The organism is Luteithermobacter gelatinilyticus (genome assembly GCF_005849285.1).
In the GTDB taxonomy this organism is placed as follows: Bacteria; Pseudomonadota; Alphaproteobacteria; order Sphingomonadales; family Emcibacteraceae; genus Luteithermobacter; species Luteithermobacter gelatinilyticus.
Map to the genome: position 1 here is coordinate 2,454,486 of NZ_CP040517.1, position 17,459 is coordinate 2,471,944.

11 protein-coding genes and 1 riboswitch are annotated in these 17,459 nt (G+C 55.7%); of the genes, 3 read left to right on the forward strand and 8 right to left on the reverse strand.

Translation table 11 applies throughout. From position 1 onward, the window contains the following. Position 1 precedes the first annotated feature (1 nt). The 3 genes from FE788_RS11040 to FE788_RS11050 are packed head-to-tail and all read right to left on the reverse strand — an operon-like array spanning position 2 to position 6,800. Positions 2-3,760, reverse strand: coding sequence for a nitrate reductase subunit alpha (locus FE788_RS11040; RefSeq protein WP_138380689.1), 3,759 nt, complete (start codon positions 3,758-3,760; stop codon positions 2-4). 24 nt (positions 3,761-3,784) lie between these two features. Then, positions 3,785-5,428 carry an MFS transporter gene (locus FE788_RS11045; protein WP_138380690.1) on the reverse strand — a complete coding sequence of 548 codons (1,644 nt, stop codon included), beginning with the start codon at positions 5,426-5,428 and terminating at the stop codon, positions 3,785-3,787. A gap of 40 nt (positions 5,429-5,468) precedes the next feature. Then, on the reverse strand, positions 5,469-6,800 hold the full coding sequence (locus FE788_RS11050; protein ID WP_210413928.1) for an MFS transporter: 1,332 nt from the start codon (positions 6,798-6,800) through the stop codon (positions 5,469-5,471). A 246-nt stretch (positions 6,801-7,046) separates the two neighbouring features. Between FE788_RS11050 and FE788_RS11055 the strand changes: the two genes are divergently transcribed. From FE788_RS11055 to FE788_RS11065, 3 genes are all read left to right on the forward strand, one after another. Further along, entirely contained in the window at positions 7,047-8,714 is a 1,668-nt protein-coding gene (locus FE788_RS11055; protein WP_168190382.1) for a nitrate- and nitrite sensing domain-containing protein, read from the forward strand. A 49-nt stretch (positions 8,715-8,763) separates the two neighbouring features. Next, positions 8,764-8,904: riboswitch (molybdenum cofactor riboswitch) on the forward strand. Continuing rightward, complete coding sequence (moaA, locus tag FE788_RS11060; RefSeq protein ID WP_138380692.1) at positions 8,896-9,873, forward strand: GTP 3',8-cyclase MoaA; 978 nt, start codon at positions 8,896-8,898, stop codon at positions 9,871-9,873. (Overlaps the previous riboswitch by 9 nt.) 72 nt (positions 9,874-9,945) lie before the next feature. After that, the gene (locus FE788_RS11065) at positions 9,946-11,214 is read left to right on the forward strand and encodes a molybdopterin molybdotransferase MoeA (RefSeq protein ID WP_138380693.1); all 1,269 of its coding nucleotides are present in this window, start codon (positions 9,946-9,948) and stop codon (positions 11,212-11,214) included. A gap of 108 nt (positions 11,215-11,322) precedes the next feature. On the opposite strand, the gene FE788_RS11070 is transcribed toward FE788_RS11065, so the two are convergent. Genes FE788_RS11070 through FE788_RS11090 form a run of 5 tightly spaced genes read right to left on the reverse strand, consistent with a single transcriptional unit; the run spans position 11,323 to position 17,456 of the window. Beyond that, positions 11,323-12,129, reverse strand: coding sequence for a sugar phosphate nucleotidyltransferase (locus tag FE788_RS11070; RefSeq protein ID WP_210413930.1), 807 nt, complete (start codon positions 12,127-12,129; stop codon positions 11,323-11,325). A 36-nt stretch (positions 12,130-12,165) separates the two neighbouring features. Beyond that, positions 12,166-13,641 carry an aldehyde dehydrogenase family protein gene (locus tag FE788_RS11075; RefSeq protein WP_138381378.1) on the reverse strand — a complete coding sequence of 492 codons (1,476 nt, stop codon included), beginning with the start codon at positions 13,639-13,641 and terminating at the stop codon, positions 12,166-12,168. Between the two features lie 23 nt (positions 13,642-13,664). After that, positions 13,665-14,855, reverse strand: coding sequence for a saccharopine dehydrogenase family protein (locus tag FE788_RS11080; protein WP_138380695.1), 1,191 nt, complete (start codon positions 14,853-14,855; stop codon positions 13,665-13,667). Positions 14,856-14,899: 44 nt separating this feature from the next. After that, positions 14,900-16,417 (reverse strand): aldehyde dehydrogenase family protein, encoded by a 1,518-nt coding sequence (locus FE788_RS11085; protein ID WP_138380696.1) that lies wholly within the window; start codon positions 16,415-16,417, stop codon positions 14,900-14,902. A 28-nt stretch (positions 16,418-16,445) separates the two neighbouring features. Then, a complete protein-coding gene (locus FE788_RS11090) occupies positions 16,446-17,456 on the reverse strand; it encodes an aminoglycoside phosphotransferase family protein (RefSeq protein WP_168190383.1) in 1,011 nt (336 codons plus the stop codon). Positions 17,457-17,459: the final 3 nt, after the last annotated feature.

Here is a 17,459-nt window from a genome sequence, read left to right on the forward strand (position 1 = left end):
CCTATTCCGCGACCTGAACAGATGTGTCACCATCCGCCGGGTCTTCGCCCCACTCCACATTTTCGGCCTTGCGCACGACCACAAACTCGTCCCGGTTGGATCCAACCGTACCGTAGTAGTTAAATCCGTAAGACAGTTGCGCATACCCGCCGATCATATGGGTGGGTTTGAGCACCGCCCGGGTGACGGAATTATGAATGCCGCCGCGGGCGCCAGTGATTTTGGACAAGGGGGTGTTAACGATTTTCTCCTGGGCGTGATACATCATCGTCATGCCTTCGGGCACCCGCTGGGACACCACGGCCCGGGCCATAATCACGCCGTTGCTGTTATACAGCTCCAGCCAGTCGTTATCTTTCACGTCCATCTTGCGGGCGTCGGTTTCTGAAATCCACACCACCGGCCCCCCCCGGTTCAGCGTCAGCATCAACAGGTTGTCGCTGTAGGTGGAGTGAATGCCCCATTTCTGGTGCGGCGTGATCCAGTTGAGCACCACTTGTTTTTTGCCGTCACCATATTTGTCGATCACCGGTGCGATGGTTTTGGTGTTCACCGGCGGCTTGTAGACGCAAAAGCCCTCGCCGAAATCGCGCATCCATTCATGGTCCTGATAGAATTGCTGGCGACCGGTTAGCGTGCGCCACGGGATCAGTTCATGCACATTGGTATATCCCGCATTATAACTGACATGTTCATCCTCAAGACCGGACCAGGTGGGTGAAGAAATGATCTTCCTCGGCTGCGCCTTGATGTCATGGAAGCGGATCTTCTCTTCCTGTTTCGGTTTGGCAAGATGGGTATGTTTACGACCCGTCACCTCGCCCAGTGCCGCCCATGATTTTACAGCCACATTGCCATTGGTTTCCGGCGCGAGGGAAAGCACCACTTCCGTGGCATCCACATCCGTAACAATTTTCGGCAGCCCCTCATTAACCCCAGGGTCATTGTGAGTGCCGTTCAGGCGCGCCAGCAATTCCACCTCCTCATCGGTGTTCCAGCTGATGCCCTTGCCGCCATTGCCCAGTTTCCCCATCAGCGGACCAAGCGCGGTAAAACGCTTATAGGTATTGGGATAATCCCGGGTGACTTCCACAAGGGCGGGCATGGTTTTGCCCGGAATGGGTTCGCATTCGCCTTTTTTCCAGTCGGCCACGCCCAGGGGTTGCGCCAGTTCACCCGGCGTATCATGCAAAATGGGCAGGGTGACGACATCCTTTTCCACGCCCAGATGTCCCTCGCAAACTTCCGAGAATTTTTCTGCAATCCCGCGGTAAATGTCCCAGTCGCTGCGGCTTTCCCAAGCCGGATCCACCGCGCGGGTCAGCGGGTGAATAAAGGGATGCATGTCGGAAGTGTTGAGGTCGTTCTTTTCATACCAGGTGGCCGACGGCAACACGATGTCCGAATAGACGCAGGTGGTAGACATCCGGAAATCCAGCGTCACCACAAGATCCAGCTTGCCCTCCGGCGCGTCCTCATGCCAGACCACTTCGCTGGGTTTCTGTCCCCCGCTTTCCCCCAGATCCTTGCCCAAGAGGCCATGCTGGGTGCCCAGCAGGTGTTTGAGCATATATTCATGCCCCTTGCCCGAGGATCCCAACAGGTTCGACCGCCAGATAAACATGTTGCGAGGAAAGTTTTTGGGATTGTCCGGATCTTCGCAGGCAAATCCCAGCTCCCCGCTTTTCAGCTTGTCCACCACATAATCCGCCACCGGCTGGCCGGCTTCTTCTGCGGCCCGGGCCACCTTCAGGGGGTTATCATTGAGCTGCGGCGCGGACGGCAGCCAGCCCATGCGCTCTGAACGCACATTACAATCCACAAGCGTGGTGTTCTGCCATTTGTCCCGGTCCGCAAGCGGCGAAAGAATTTCATCCACTTCCAGTTTTTCATACCGCCACTGATCCGAATGGGCGTAGAAAAAGCTGGTGGAATTCATCTGCCGCGGCGGACGCGCCCAATCCAGCCCGAACGCCAGCGGCAGCCATCCGGTTTGCGGACGCAATTTCTCCTGGCCCACATAATGGGCCCAACCGCCCCCCGATTTGCCAACACAGCCGCACATGATCAGGAGATTCATAATCCCACGGTAATTCATATCCATATGGTACCAGTGATTGATCGCCGCCCCCAGAATCACCATGGACCGCCCGCGGGTCTGGTCCGCATTCATGGCGAACTCCCGCGCCACCTGGATCACCTTGTGGCGATCCACGCCGGTGATTTTTTCCTGCCAGGCCGGCGTATAGGGCACATCATCGTCAAAGGAAGAAGCCACATTGTCGCCGCCCAACCCCCGGTCCACGCCGTAATTGGCGACCAGCAGGTCAAACACCGTGGCGACCTTCACCGGGCCATCCTTGGTCTCAACGACTTTCAGCGGCACGTGCCGTTCCAGAACGCTGTCATGATCCGTGTGTTTGAAGATGGGCTGGTCATTGACGATATTGCCGAAATAGGGGAACGCCACCGGCGCGACCTCATCACGGTCCTCCAGAAGAGAAACTTTCGGCCACACATCACTGCCATCAGCCACATTCTTCAGTTCCAGATTCCATTTTTTGCTTTTGTCCCAGCGTGAACCGATGGTGCCGTTCGGCACACAGACTTTGCCGGACGTCCCGTCAAGAATGGTGGCTTTCCATTCGGCATGCTGCGCCTCGCCCAGACTATTTTCAAAATCAGACGCCCGCAGTAACCTGTCGGGCACCAGTTTACCGTCTTTTTCTTCAAGCCGCACCAGGAACGGCATATCGGTATACATGCGGCAATAATCGTCAAAATATTCGGATTTTCCGGCAACATGGAACTCTTTGAGGATCACATGTCCCATGGCCATGGCCATGGCGCTGTCGGTTCCCTGGCGCGGATTGAGCCAAATGTCCGTCAATTTGGCCACTTCCGAATAGTCCGGGGTCACGGAGACGGTCTTGGTGCCTTTATACCGAACCTCGGTGAAGAAATGGGCGTCGGGCGTGCGGGTTTGCGGCACGTTGGAGCCCCAGGCAATGATATAGCCGGAATTATACCAGTCGGCGCTTTCGGGCACGTCCGTCTGCTCGCCCCAGGTTTGCGGCGAACTGGGCGGCAGGTCGCAATACCAGTCATAAAAAGACATGCACACCCCGCCGATCAGCGACAGATAACGGCTTCCGGCGGCATAGGAGATCATCGACATGGCCGGAATCGGCGAAAAGCCGATGATACGGTCAGGGCCAAATTCTTTTGCGGTATAGACATTTGCCGCGGCAATAATCTCATTCACCTCGTCCCAGCTGGAGCGCACGAACCCGCCCAGACCTCGGACCTGTTTATAAGCCCGCGCCTTATCCGGATCGCAGACAATGCTCTGCCAAGCCTCCACAGGATCCGGATGTTCGGCCTTGGCCGCGCGCCACAGTTCAATTAGCCGACGGCGGACCAGGGGAAATTTAAGCCGTGCCGCGCTATAGAGATACCAGCTGTAACTGGCGCCACGGGCACAGCCGCGGGGTTCGTGATTTGGCAGGTCCGGCCGGGTCTTGGGATAATCCGTCTGCTGGGTTTCCCAGGTCACCAGGCCGTTTTTGACATAAATTTTCCAGGAACAGGACCCCGTGCAGTTCACCCCATGGGTGGAACGCACCACCTTGTCATGGGCCCAACGGCCACGATAGGCCTTTTCCCAGTCCCGGCGTTCATCGGTTGTGATGCCATGCCCGTTCGCAAAGGTTTCGGGCGTTTTGGTGAAATAGGAAAGTCTGTCGATAAAATTGCTCATGAAGTATCTCCGATACCCGCTGCTTCAAGGATTTTTCACATAGGCGTTGCGACGCAGATAGAACCACCAGTTGATCAGGATGCAGACCGTGTAGAAAATGGCGAAACCATACAGTGCATATTCCGGTGTGGTGGCCTTGATCTGTTCCCCGAAAACCTGCGGAATGATGAAAGCGCCGTAAGCCGCCACCGCTGAAGTCCAGCCCAAAACGGGACCCGCCTGTTCCTTGTTGAACACCATGGCAATGGTGCGGAAGGTGGACCCATTGCCGATGCCGGTGGCCGCAAACAGAATGATAAACAGGATCAGGAAGGGATAAAAATAATCCTCAGGGGTGGCGGAGGCATAGGCCGCCTGCATGAAATAGGCCACACCCAGTGCCGACAAGACCATTACCACGCTGATGATCTGGGTCACTTTCGCCCCACCCATCCTGTCCGCCAAGGCGCCCCCCAGCGGGCGGATCAAAGCGCCAATGAACGGCCCCATCCAGGCATAGGTTAGGGCGCTGGGACCATTGGGATTGACTGTGCTGTGGGTCATGACTCCATCAACCAGAATATGCTGATAGCCGAACACCACCTTGATCGCGAGCGGCAACGCTGCGGAAAAACCGATGAAAGAACCAAAGGTCATGGTGTAGATAATGGTCATGGCCCAGGTGTGCTTGTTGCTGAAAATCTGGAACTGACGTTTCAGATTGGCCTGGATCTTGCCCGGGATCAGCCGCAACAACAGCAGGGTGAGCACGATCACCAACGGCAACACGATCCACTTGTTGAGTTCTGTCCCCGCCCCGCCGGTCGCCGCCGGCAGCATCAGCCACAGTCCAAACGCCGCCGTCAGCAAACCAATGGCCAACATGCCCAGAATTTTAGCGAAGGCCGGCAACGCCGCCTTGGCATCCGGAGAGACATGTTCGTCACGAATGTTATTCATGCCAAACCAGATGGCAAACGACAGCGGAACAAGGAACAGAAGCCACACCCAGCCGGCATTAAAGATATAGGTTTCAGTCCCTGCCGGGATTTTGCCGATCAGCGTGCCGGAGGTGTTCTGAAGCGTCATGCTTTCGCCGCCGAACAGTCCAAACGTCATCACCAGCGGCACCAGGATCTGCATTGTCGTGACCCCGAAATTCCCGAGGCCCGCATTCATGCCCAGCGCATATCCCTGAATTTTCTTGGGATAAAAGAAGCTGATATTGGACATGGAGGAGGCAAAATTACCCCCGCCCAGGCCCGACAGCAGAGCCATCAATTGAAACTGCCACAGAGGGGTTTCAGGATTCTGAAGCAGGTACCCAGTCCCAGCCGCCGGAATAATCAGCAACGCCGTCGTGAGGAAAATGGTATAACGTCCGCCCGCAATGCGGATTAGAAAAGAACTGGGAATCCTCAACGTGGCCCCGGAAAGCCCGGCAATCGCCGCCAGTGTGAAAAGCTGGCTTTGCGAAAACGGAAAGCCGAGATTAAGCATCTGCACCGTGATGATGCCCCAGTAGAGCCACACCGCAAACCCGCATAGCAACGCCGGAATGGAAATCCAGAGATTGCGGGTGGCAATGCGCCGGCCTTCCGACTGCCATTGTTGTTCATTATCCGGGTTCCAACCGATAATATCCCGGCCTGTTTGCTGAAAACCTTGTACTGTTTCCTCGGATGACATTGTTTCTCTCCTTTAAAACCGTGGGGAAGCGGAAGGGGGGTTACCCCTTCATCCCTTCCAGTTCCGGCAGGTTGTGAGGCCCGCGCAGTTCGGGATTGCGCTGTTTTTCAAGGCGCCGGATCGCAAAGTGCATCCAGGTCAGCGCTATGGCGATAATGACAGTCAACAGCATGAAACAACTGGTCCAGACCCCGATCAGGTCATTCATTGCCCCAAAAATAATCGGCAGGAAAAAGCCGCCCAGGCCGCCAACCAGTCCAACCATGCCGCCCACGGACCCCACATGGTTCGGGTAATAAACGGGGATATGTTTGTAGACAGCGGCCTTGCCCAGCGACATGAAGAAGCCGAGAATCACGGTCAGCGCAACAAATACCTCAAGCGGAATTGTGATGTTGAATTCAATGGGGCCGTTAATGCCAGCCACCCGGTAATCCGTGGAAGGATAGGACATGATGAATGTACAGATGACGCTGGCGATAAACGTCCAATACATGACAGTCCGGGCCCCGTATTTATCAGACATCCAGCCGCCCAGCGCCCGGAACACTGATCCTGGCAGGGCATACATGGCGGCCAGCATACCGGCCGTTTTCAGTTCCAGCCCATAGGCCCCCACATAATAACGCGGCAACCACAAAGCCAGCGCCACATAGGCGCCGAAAACAAAGAAATAATACAGTGAAAACCGCCAGACCTGCTGCTTCTTGAGCGGTTCGATCTGTTCCAGGAAAGAGGGATGTTTCATCCCTGAAGTCTTGTGGGTGGCATGAACCGGATCGTCTTTGGAAAACAGGTAAAACAGAATCGCTGTCACCGCCAGCACGATGGCATAAACCTGGGCCACACCCTGCCAGGCGCCACCCATGGCCGCCAGCAGGAACGGCGCGCCGAAATTGGTGACCGCCGCCCCCACATTCCCCATGCCGAAAATACCCAGCGCCGTCCCCTGTTGTTCCTTGGGGTACCAGCGCGAAACATAGGCCACGCCAACGGCAAAGCTGCCCCCCGCCAGGCCCACGCCCAGCGCCGCGACAAGAAACATTTCGTAACTGCTGACCAGAGTCAGCAAATAGACTGCCACCGCCGTGGTCAGCATCTGCAGGGTATAGACAAGCCGTCCGCCATACTGGTCCGTCCAGATCCCCAGAAACAGCCGACTCAGGGAGCCAGTCAGAACCGGTGTGGCAACCAGCAGGCCGAATTGAGTATCATTCAGCCCGAGTTCGGCCTTGATTCTGATGCCGATAATGGAAAAAATCGTCCAGACGGCAAAACATACGGTAAATGCCAGTGTGCTGGTAGACAGCGCACGATACTTATCCCCCGGCCTTACCGGGACATCGCCTTTATTTGCCAACGTATCGGTCACAACTTCCTCCTGATACTGTCGCGTTTCAAAATTGAGAACATTGTGACCGCAGGACCGGACCCTGTGCTTGACTTTGGTCAAGTAACGTCGTTTTTTTGGAAAGGCGTCCCGTTCCCCACTCCGGGAGATATGGACAAGACAGCAAAAAAAGTATATTCCTCAGCCTTACGTAAAACACAAACGCCCAGACAAATTCCAAAAATAAACAACCAAGAGCCGGCAGATCAGGGGATAAAGGCGGAAGGCGTGACTAAACCGACTGAGAATACGTTGCTGGTGCAGGACCTGTTGCACAGACTTGGGGATGTTGTGCATCAGATTCAGCGCGAGCGCGGCTGTGCCGGACTTTTCCTGGACAGTATGGGAAAAATCTTCACCGAAGAGCTGAATGCACAAAGCAAAACCGTGGATCAGGCCATTGCCAATCTCCATGACTTTTGCACCCGCCGTGACGTCAAGAACGCCTTGCCGGCGAATTTTGAAGGGCGCCTGAACTTTCTGTTTGTCAAATATGATGGCCTGACCGAGTTGCGGGACAAAATGCGCCTGCTGGCCATGCGCTACACCCAGGCGCTTAATACCTATACGTTCAATTTTATCATTCCGACCATCGACGCCATGATTGAACTGGCGCAGCGCGAACCGTCCCACAATTCCGCCCTTGTCTCGGCCTATGCCAATTTTTTGCAATGGAAGGAAAGGGTCGGCATGGAACGGGCCTTCGGCGCACGCGGTTTTTATACCTTTGCCTTCCGCAATCAAGAATTTTGTGACCGGTTTGTGGCCCTGATCGCAGAACAGAAAACCTATTTCGACACATTCAAGGCGCTGGCGTCGCCCTCCCAGATCGCCCTATTGCAGGAAACAGTGGACACAAACGCCCTGGAGGCGCTGAATACGATCAATCGGCTCCTGGAACAGGAAGCCCCGCCGGGTGAAATTGAGCAATATTCCGGCGAAGCATGGTTTGACATCCTGACCCGTATTATTGACGGCCTCCGATGCGTCGAGAAAGAACTGGTCCGGGGACTGGTCGGTGTTGACAAGAGAGAAATCAACGCCTCGGCACAAAGCAGGCCCGGGCGATTCACAGATCTGCCCCCGCCGGATGCCGGCAGCCGGGAATGCCGCAAGCAACCGGGGGTTAAAACCAAACTCGATCAGTATCGCCCGTTTCTTCGCTCCCTGCCCATTTTTGCCGCACTGGAGGAAAAAGATCTGGAAGAACTGCTGGCCTTTGCGCAGATCAGGGAATATGAAAAGGACAAGCTCCTGATTCTCAGGGACGAACCCGTTTCGCGCCTGTATATTGTCCTGGACGGCTGGGTCAAGGTCTACAACGGTCTTGAAACCGGGGAAGAGGCCATTCTGCAAATGCTGGGCAGTGGGGAAACCCTGCTGGAATCTGCGGTTTTTCTTAATGTGCCCACGCCGGTCAATGCCCAGGTGGTCGAACGGGCGCTGCTGCTGTCCCTTCCCGCGCCGGTGATCCGGCAATATATCCAGTCCAGCCCACAACTGGCCATGAACATGCTGAATACGGTCTCTCTGCGTTCCCAGCGGCTGGTGCAGCAGATCGAACTGTCCCGCCTCAAAACCGCCCAGGAACGTGTAGGCTGGTTTCTGCTTCGTCTGGCACTGAATCAGAAACCGAAGGATGGCAGGGTGGTTCTGCCTTATGAAAAATCCATCATTGCCTCTTATCTGGATATGCGGCCGGAAACCTTTTCCAGATCCCTGAAAAAGTTTAAGGCAGAAGGCTTTGATGTGAACACCGATAGTGTCAGAATCCCTCATGACCGGGCCCTGTGCGACTATTGTGACGTGGAACTGGCCAGCCAGTGTGATAGCGCCGGAACCGAGGATTGCCCCCGCCCCGAATTGGCTGATGCGGTCAATTCCACCGACACTTGACGCAGGTCAAGCCGCCCATCTGCGGTTCGGATTAAAAGATTCATACTATAAGATTTTTTAACTCCGAAGCCTCTGCGCCTAAGTCCGCCGCATCGGATAAGGCGCCTTGGCCGCAGCGCTGATGCTGCCGGGTCAGAAGGGGAAACCGTCTGGCCTCTCGTGTTCAGAAAGGAGACCGCTTGTGACTCTTAGCGACGGATTTGGCCGCACCTTCAGATATCTTCGGCTATCAATTACCGAAGCCTGCAACTTTCGCTGCAGCTACTGCCTGCCAGACGGATATAAAAAACGGCCCGGTCCCGCGCCATTATCCCGCGTCGAATTGCGACGCGCAGCTACGGCATTTTCCGAACTCGGCCTGACAAAAATCCGCCTCACGGGCGGCGAACCAACCCTGCGCAAGGATTTCGAACAAATTGCTGCTGATATCAGCGCTTTGCAGCAGGTCCGCACCCTGGCCCTCACCACCAATGGCTACCGGCTGGAAAAACGGGCCCATCTCTGGCGCGCCGCCGGCATCAACGCGCTCAATATCAGCCTGGACAGTCTGGACCGCGAACGTTTCCGTCAGATTACCGGCCATGACCGCCGTGACGAAGTGCTGCGCGGCATTGACGCCGCCTTTGAAGCGGGGTTTGAAACCATCAAAATTAATGTGGTTTATATGAAGGGGCTGAATGATCATGAAGTTGGGGATTTCATTAACCTTACCCGTGAACGCCCCCTGTCTGTCCGGTTTATCGAACTGATGGAAACCGGTGAACACGCGGCCTTTTTCACCCGCCATCATATTCCGGCTGACACCATCGCCCGCAAGCTGTATCAGCAGGGCTGGACCCCGAAACTAAAGGCCGCTGATGCCGGTCCCGCCAATAACTTCATCCATCCCGACCATCGGGGCAGTATCGGCCTGATCGCCCCTTATTCAAAGGATTTCTGCCAAAGCTGCAATCGCCTGCGGTTTTCCAGCTTCGGCAATCTTCATCTGTGTCTGTTTGGTAATTTTGGTCTTCCCCTGCGCCGTTATCTCCAGCATGACGAACAGATCGGGGATCTGAAACAGCAGTTGATCAAAGCCGTCCGGCGCAAAACCGCCGGGCATCAGCTGGCACAACACCAGACCGGCATGACCGGCAATCTTTCCGCCATCGGCGGTTGATATGAAACCCGCCGCAAGCTCGCCGTGAAGTTCTTACCGGCAAATCATTGTCTCTGACAGGAGATTACAGCCATGTCCAATACCCCGTCCTCCCAAGGCATGCCGATGACCATGCAGTCCTATGACGACAGCCTGGCACGCATTTGTGCCGAAGCAGCCCCCCGCCCCCCCGTCTCCCGACCGCTTTTTGAAAGTGTGGGCCTGGTGCTGGCGGAAGACCTCACTGCGCCCCTTTCGGTCCCGTCCTTTGACAACAGCGCCATGGACGGATTTGCCTTTTCCGCTGCGGCGGTCGCGACAGCCACGCCGGACAGGCCAATAAGGCTCACCGTAGCAGGCGCCAGCATCGCCGGCGCAGAACCCCCGCCGCCCTTGCAGAAAGGAACCGCCGTCAAAATCATGACCGGCGCCCCTCTGCCGAAGGGGGCCGATACCATCCTGCCGGTCGAAGCGGCAGGATGGGATCACGAAACGCTGATCTTCGACCGCCCCTATCCCGCCGGCCGGCATGTGCGGCGGGAGGGAGAAGATATCATGGCGGGCGCTCCCCTGCTTGCCGCCGGAACTCGGATCGCACCGCAACATCTGCCGTTGCTGTGTGCAGCGGGACAGGCCCGTCTGCCGGTTTCTCCCGCTCCGAGAGTGGTTTGGATTTCAACGGGACAGGAAATTTCCGACGATTTCAACGCGCCGCTGACCGCCGGGCAGATCTATAACGCCACCCGGCTTTATGGACAGGTCATGGCCTCTGACATAGGCATGAAGATAATCGGCAGCTTCACCGTCAGGGACACGCCGGAAGATTTCGCCGATGCCCTGCATCAGGCGCTGGAGAGCGACCCGGACCTTATTCTTTCCACCGGCGGGGTTTCGGCAGGACAGTATGATTTTGTCCGTCCGGTCCTGGAACGCATCGGCGCGGATATTATCCTGCACAAGGCACGGATCAAACCGGCCAAGCCGGTGCTGTTCGCCCGCCTGCAACAGGGCAGTTTTTTCTTCGGCCTGCCTGGCAATCCGATCTCCACGGCCCTGGCGCTCAGAATTTTTGTGGCTCCATTCATACGCCGGTTTACCGGACGCGCACCGGAAACGATGCGGAAGGCCCGGCTGGCCGGCGCGATTGAAACCGCGGACGACAAAACCGTGTTCCTGATGGGCACGGTGGCACCGGACGCCACAGGCGCTCTGATCGCCACCGCCCAAACCGGCCAACATTCCTTCCGAACCGCATCTTTCGCTGCCGGCAATGCCTGGATCATTGTGCCCGAAGGCACCGGAAGACTGGAAGCCGGGGCCGAAGTCATCTGGCTACCGTTTCATCCTGAAGCGGCCCTGTAGGTCTCGTGTGAATTCTGATGAGATGGAAACGTCATAGCGAGATGCATTAACGACGAAGCAATCCATGGTTCTGTGGCGTCTGTGGGTTGCCACGCCCCTTTCAGGGGCTCACGATGACGGCCCAGCTTCATCGGCATGGCGAAAAGCATCAGTGGCGACGCAATCCTGTCCGTCTCTGAGCAGTTCCTCAAGGCGGGATAATTCGGCAGGGGTGTTCACCCCTGTGACTTCCAGAGGTGATGTTTCCAGGGCAGCCGAGAAATAGCCGGCCTCACGGGCGAGACGGACAAGGTCCGTCAGATAATATTCTCCCTTGGCATTTTGATTGTCTAGGCTGTCCAGTAACCGAAACAGCAGCTCCCCACGGATCATCATGATACCTGAATTACACAGTCCGATCCGCCGTTGTGCCGTCGTTGCCTCCTTATATTCAACAATGGCCTCAAGCTGACCGTCTTCCGACATGACAAGCCGACCGTATTCCCTGCCGTCTTCCGGCCGGAAGCCCAGAACGGTGACTGCGGGACGTTGGCCCCGGATTGCCGTCTGATGCACCGATTTCATCCTGTGTATGGTTTCGCAGGAAATCAGCGGCACATCCCCATAAAGCACCAGAACATCCCCGGAAAAACCAGCCAGCTGCTCCCGACAGGTCATGACCGCATGCCCGGTGCCCCATTGTTGTTCCTGAACAGCAAAATCAACATTGCGGACAGCCGCCATGACCTGCTCTTTCGCCTCTCCGACCACAACAATCCTTTTCTGTGCCCCCAGCTTCCCGGTCATTTCAAGAAGATGACAGATCATGGGTTTGCCGGCCAGCGGATGCAATACCTTATGCAGGGGCGATTTCATGCGGGTCCCTTGTCCCGCCGCCAGTATGATCACGGCAAGGGGACGGGACTGTAACGTCACAGCATGTTCCATATGATTTTCTCTTGATTCCCTAAGCTAACCAATGCCGTACCACCCCAATTTCTCGCCATCACGAAATCGGGTGACCTGTTTTGTCTCAAGGTAGTTCTCCAGCCCCCAGGGGCCAAGCTCACGGCCAATACCGCTCAGCCCTCTGCCGCCCCAGGGCGCTTCGCAGAATGTCGGTTGTGAACAATTGAGCCAGACAATGCCGGCCCTGAGCGCTCGTGCCATACGCAGCAGGCGATCCTCGTCTTGTGTCATGACGGCGGCGGCCAATCCGAAACGGCTTTTATTGGCCTGACCGATGGCATCTAATTCATCTTCAAATGTTCTTGCTGCCAAAACAGGGCCAAAAATTTCCTCCCGCCAGATTTCGCTGTCTTCTGGCACCTGATCAAAAATGGTGGGTGCAAGAAAATATCCTTTGGACAAATGTGCCGGCCGTACCCCGCCCGTCAGCAGCTTCAGTCCCTGGGCCTTTGCCCGCTGAAGATAAGCCGAAACCTTTTCATACTGTCCCTGGCTGACCAATGGGCCTAGCTGGATACCCTCTGTCAATCCATCCCCAATTCTGAGTTTCTCTGCGGCATCCACCAGCTTTTTCATAAGCGGTTCATATATGCCTTGCTGCACCAAAAGGCGTGAGGTTGCAGAACAGACTTCCCCCTTGTTCCAGAAAATCCCGAACATGATCCACTCTACGGCAGTGTCAAGATCAACGTCATCAAACACCAGGATCGGAGACTTCCCCCCCAGTTCAAGACTGACCGGGGTGATGTTTTCCGCCGCCGCTTTCATCACAGCGCGGCCGGTCTCCACACTGCCGGTAAATGCGACTTTCTGAACATCCTGATGCCGACACAAAGGCGCCCCTACTTCGAGGCCTGTACCGGTTACAACATTTAACACCCCGGCCGGCAAATGCACCTGATGGGCAATTCTAGCCAGTTCCAGAGCCGTCATGGACGTCAGTTCAGACGGTTTCAGAACCATGGCGCAGCCCGCCGCAAGGGCAGGGGCAACCTTCCAGGCGGCCATTAACATCGGATAATTCCAGGGAATAATCAGCCCTGCCACACCGGCCGGTTCACGCACCGCCTGCGACTGGAACCGTGGATCAGGAAGCTCGACCGGGCTGACGCAGCCCTCCTCCAACTCCCGCGCCAGGCCGGCATAATATCTGAAACATCCCGCCGTATCTTCAATATCCCAGAGGGCTTCGGCAAGAGGTTTGCCATTATCCAGAACTTCGAGGCGGGCAAGATGTTCTTGTTCCCGTTCGATGACCTGCGCAATCTGTTCGAGAAAACAGGCTCTCTCCCGCCCTGATGTATGCCCCCAGGATCCGTGGAATGCTTTTGTAGCTGCCGAAACGGCACGCTCAATATCCTCCGCATTGCCGGCGGCAAAACTGCCGATCTTTTCTTCGGTCGCCGGATTGATGATCGGCAGGCTACCCCCGCTGCTTGGCCGGCACCATTGTCCTCCGATATAGATTTCTTCCCGGATGAACAGATCTCGCATGATGTCCCCTATCCTTCCTGAATGTCCAGCCTGTAGTCAAAATGACGTTTTTGAACTTCCGCAAAATATGCGTTGACGTCAAAAAACTCCTCCGGCGCCCACACGCCGGGGCGGGGGGATTTCAGCAGCAATTGCGCGCTGATCGACGCATTCATGGATGTTGCCGCATCCACATAAGCCTCATAATCGGCATGAGGGCGCACGATGACTTCCCCCCGCACCGTACAGGGCCGGCCGTTTTTCTGCCCCCGTCCAATGACAAAATGAATTTCATGGCTTTCCTGCTGCGGAATATCCGTTTGGTTTTTCTCGATATTCTGGGTGATAACCGCATTCAGAAGATCCAGTTTTCTGAATTTGACCCCATTCACCTCTACATCTTCATCAAAATCGCCGAACCCCGCCTTGACCAGCCCGATCCAGGCTTCATGCTCACGACGCGGCAGATGCAGCTTCCACGTAAATTCCCGAATACCTTTCTCCCGGATGCCTTCCGCCAGTGGCACTGTCAACTGTTCCGAATGAGGGGAATACATAAATTCCGCTTGGCCCCAAGGGTCCGGCAGTTCGATGACCTCTACCCCTGTGCGCGGCGGACAGGACACATGCGCGCCGTTGAGAAACTGGGTACTTTCCTGAGCATATTCGGCAAGCACCGTGGAAAGGCTGTAGGGCGGAATAAGAATCGGGTTTTCAGGGCCAACAAATTCCGCCGCCCAATACAGATTGAGGCGATCAATCGTCTCCAGCTGATCCGCCACCGCCCGGCACAGAACGTTGGACATGCCTGGGTCCGCCCCGACACCAATCACCGCACAAACGCCCGCCGCCTTGAATTTTTCGTGATATGATTTTTGTTCCAGGGTATAGATCCCCATTCCCCCCAGATCAATATAGGGCACCCCCGCCGCAAGGCAGGCCTCGAAAATTTGCATTTGTTTCCCGACAAATGTCGGCACCGAATTGATGCAGAGGTCATATCCTTCCAGAATACCGGCCAGGTCATCGGAAGCCCTGATGTCAAGCGTCAACGCCGACAGACGCGGATCGCCCATCTCGTCGATAAAGGCGCTGATTTTTTCGGCTGAAATATCGGCAATGCACAATTCTGTGAAATCAATGATGCATTTTTCCGAGACCAGGTCGCGCACAATACCGGTGCCCATCAGCCCGGCACCACCCAAAATAATGATTTTCATCCGATAATCCTCTTGCAACAGTATTTGTTTTTCACATTTCCCGATCAGTTCTGCTGACGGCCTTTGGCGCCATAGAACCAGTCATCCGCATAGGGGTACCACCAGTCCTGAACGTCCGGCTTGTAGTCCATAAAAACCATCTTGGTTTGTCGGAAACTGTCCAGCCCAAACTTGCCCAGCGATCGGCCAAGGCCGGAATTTTTCCATCCCCCAAAAGGAAGCGCATCATTGTCAGGCATCGGGTTATTGATCCAGACCATACCGGCCTCAAGCCGATCAGCCGCCGTCATGGCTTCCTCAAGATTGGCCGTAAAAACACATGCCCCGAGGCCAAAATCGCTGTCATTGGCCAGGCACAACGCCTCTTCAAAATCCTGAACCCTGATGATGGACGCCACAGGACCAAAACTTTCTTCTTTCAGGATTGACATATCAGGCGTCACCCCGGTCAGAAGCGTTGGTTCATAGAACCAGCCCTTGCCACAATTTTCAGGGATTTTTCCGCCACAGGCGAGGGTCGCCCCTTCCGTCACTGCCTGTTGGACCAGTTCCATCACCCTCGTCCGGGCCGCCTCGCTCACCAACGGGCCGATTTCGTTTTTCCCCAAACCATCGCCAATGCGCAACTTCTGTGTGGCTGCGACAAAACGGCGGACAAATTCATCATGGACAGTATCTTCCACATAAAACCGTTCCGTAGAGACACAGATCTGACCGGACAGGTGAAATGCCGCCGTTACCGCCGCCGGAACGGCCACGTCCAGATCACAATTTTTTGAAACAATCAGGGGATCACTGCCTCCGGCCTCAATCACGCAGGGTTTCATATGGGCCGCACAGCTCATGGCGACCCGGCGCCCGGTCTCAACCCCGCCGGTAAAGGCCACCACATCGGTACCACCATGCTCAATCAACTGCTGGCCGACCCGGCCATCGCCTGGCAGGCAGGCGACCAGTCCTTTGGGAAGCAGTGAAAAATATTCCATGAATTTCAATGTGGACAGCGTCGTGGCCTCGGCCGGTTTAATGAGAACCGCATTGCCCGCCGCAAGGGACGCTGCCACGGTCCAGACCATCAGAATGATGGGAAAATTAAAGGGAACAATATGCACACTTACCCCATAAGGGTACTGACGCATATATTCCAGGGTATGGGGATGGGTGCTGCCCGCCACATGACCTTCGTCATGACGGGCCAGTTCGGCAAAATACCGGAAAATCGGACCGCAATTTGCCAGTTCCCCCTCTGCCTCGGGATAGGGTTTCCCCATTTCCAAAGTAATCAGCTTTGCCACATCATGAAAAGGGTTTTTTTCAATCCTGTCGGCCAGTTGATGCAGATGTCGCGCCCGGCTTTTGGCATCCAACCCTGCCCATTCTTTTTGCGCCCTTCGCGCCGCCGCCACGCTCTGGTCAATCTCCTGTGCTGTGGATCGTGTCCTGTGCCCCACCGTCTCCAATGTCGAAGGATTAAGGACCGGGATCCGCTCCCCTCCTGCCGAAGGAACATAATCGCCGTCCAGATAAAGGCAGGGGCAAAAAGGATCGAATGAACCCACCATTGTATGACTCCTTGATAGAGGTTTATGATCAGGGCAGATAGGGCAACGCCACTCTGCCAAAATCGGGAACCATTGTTTCCATGACCGATTTCACTTCGACCAAAGCAGAATGATTGAGAGATGTTTCCAGCAGCTTCATCACGCGCGGCAGGTGTCTGAGATACGCGGCCTTTCCGTCACGGACATAAAGCCGGACAAAAATGCCGGCGACCTTGGTATGGCGCTGCGCCCCCAATATGGCCATATCCGTCAGAAAGATTTCACTCAGAGCCCCACAGCCTTGGGCATAACGGTGCAAGACCCGCGCCTTTAGGTCCGCAGAAACATCCTTGCGGGCATCTTCCAGCAAAGACACCAGATCATAAGCCCGCGGCCCGGCCAGCGCATCCTGATAGTCCAGAAGCCCACAGGCCCGAACGCCAGGACGCCCCTTCAGCAGCATTAGATTGTCCACATGATAATCCCGCAACACCAGGGTTTCCGGTCGATCAGCCACTCGTTCCAGAACCTCCCGCCAGGCCATATCAAATGCCCGGCGTTCTTTTTCAGTCGCGCTGCGCCCCAATGCCGCCGGCACATACCAGTCAACAAAAAGAGAAATTTCCTCTTTCATCCGCGCAAGGTCATAGAGGGGCAGGTCGGCATCAAGAACCCTTTGATTTTGATGCAAGGCCACAAGAACATCCGTCGCCAGGAGATACAGACTTTCCTCATCCCGGCCTTCGGTAAAAAGCCTGGTGAAGGTTGCATCGCCAAAATCCTCGATCAGGGCAAATCCGGTGGCCCGATCTTCGGCGAATATTTCAGGAACGGAAAATCCATGTTTCCGGAGATGGCCAGTCATATCAAGATACGCGCCAATATCTTCATAAGGCGCCGCGGCATCCATCAATAACACGGACCGATCCTCGCCTGTCAGGCGGTAATATTGCCTGAATGATGCGTCCGAGGTTAACGCCTGCCAGTGGACATTTCCCCAACCATGCTTTCTGGCGAAGGCCTGTCTTTGCTGATCCCGGTTTAAAGTATAAAAATTCACAGG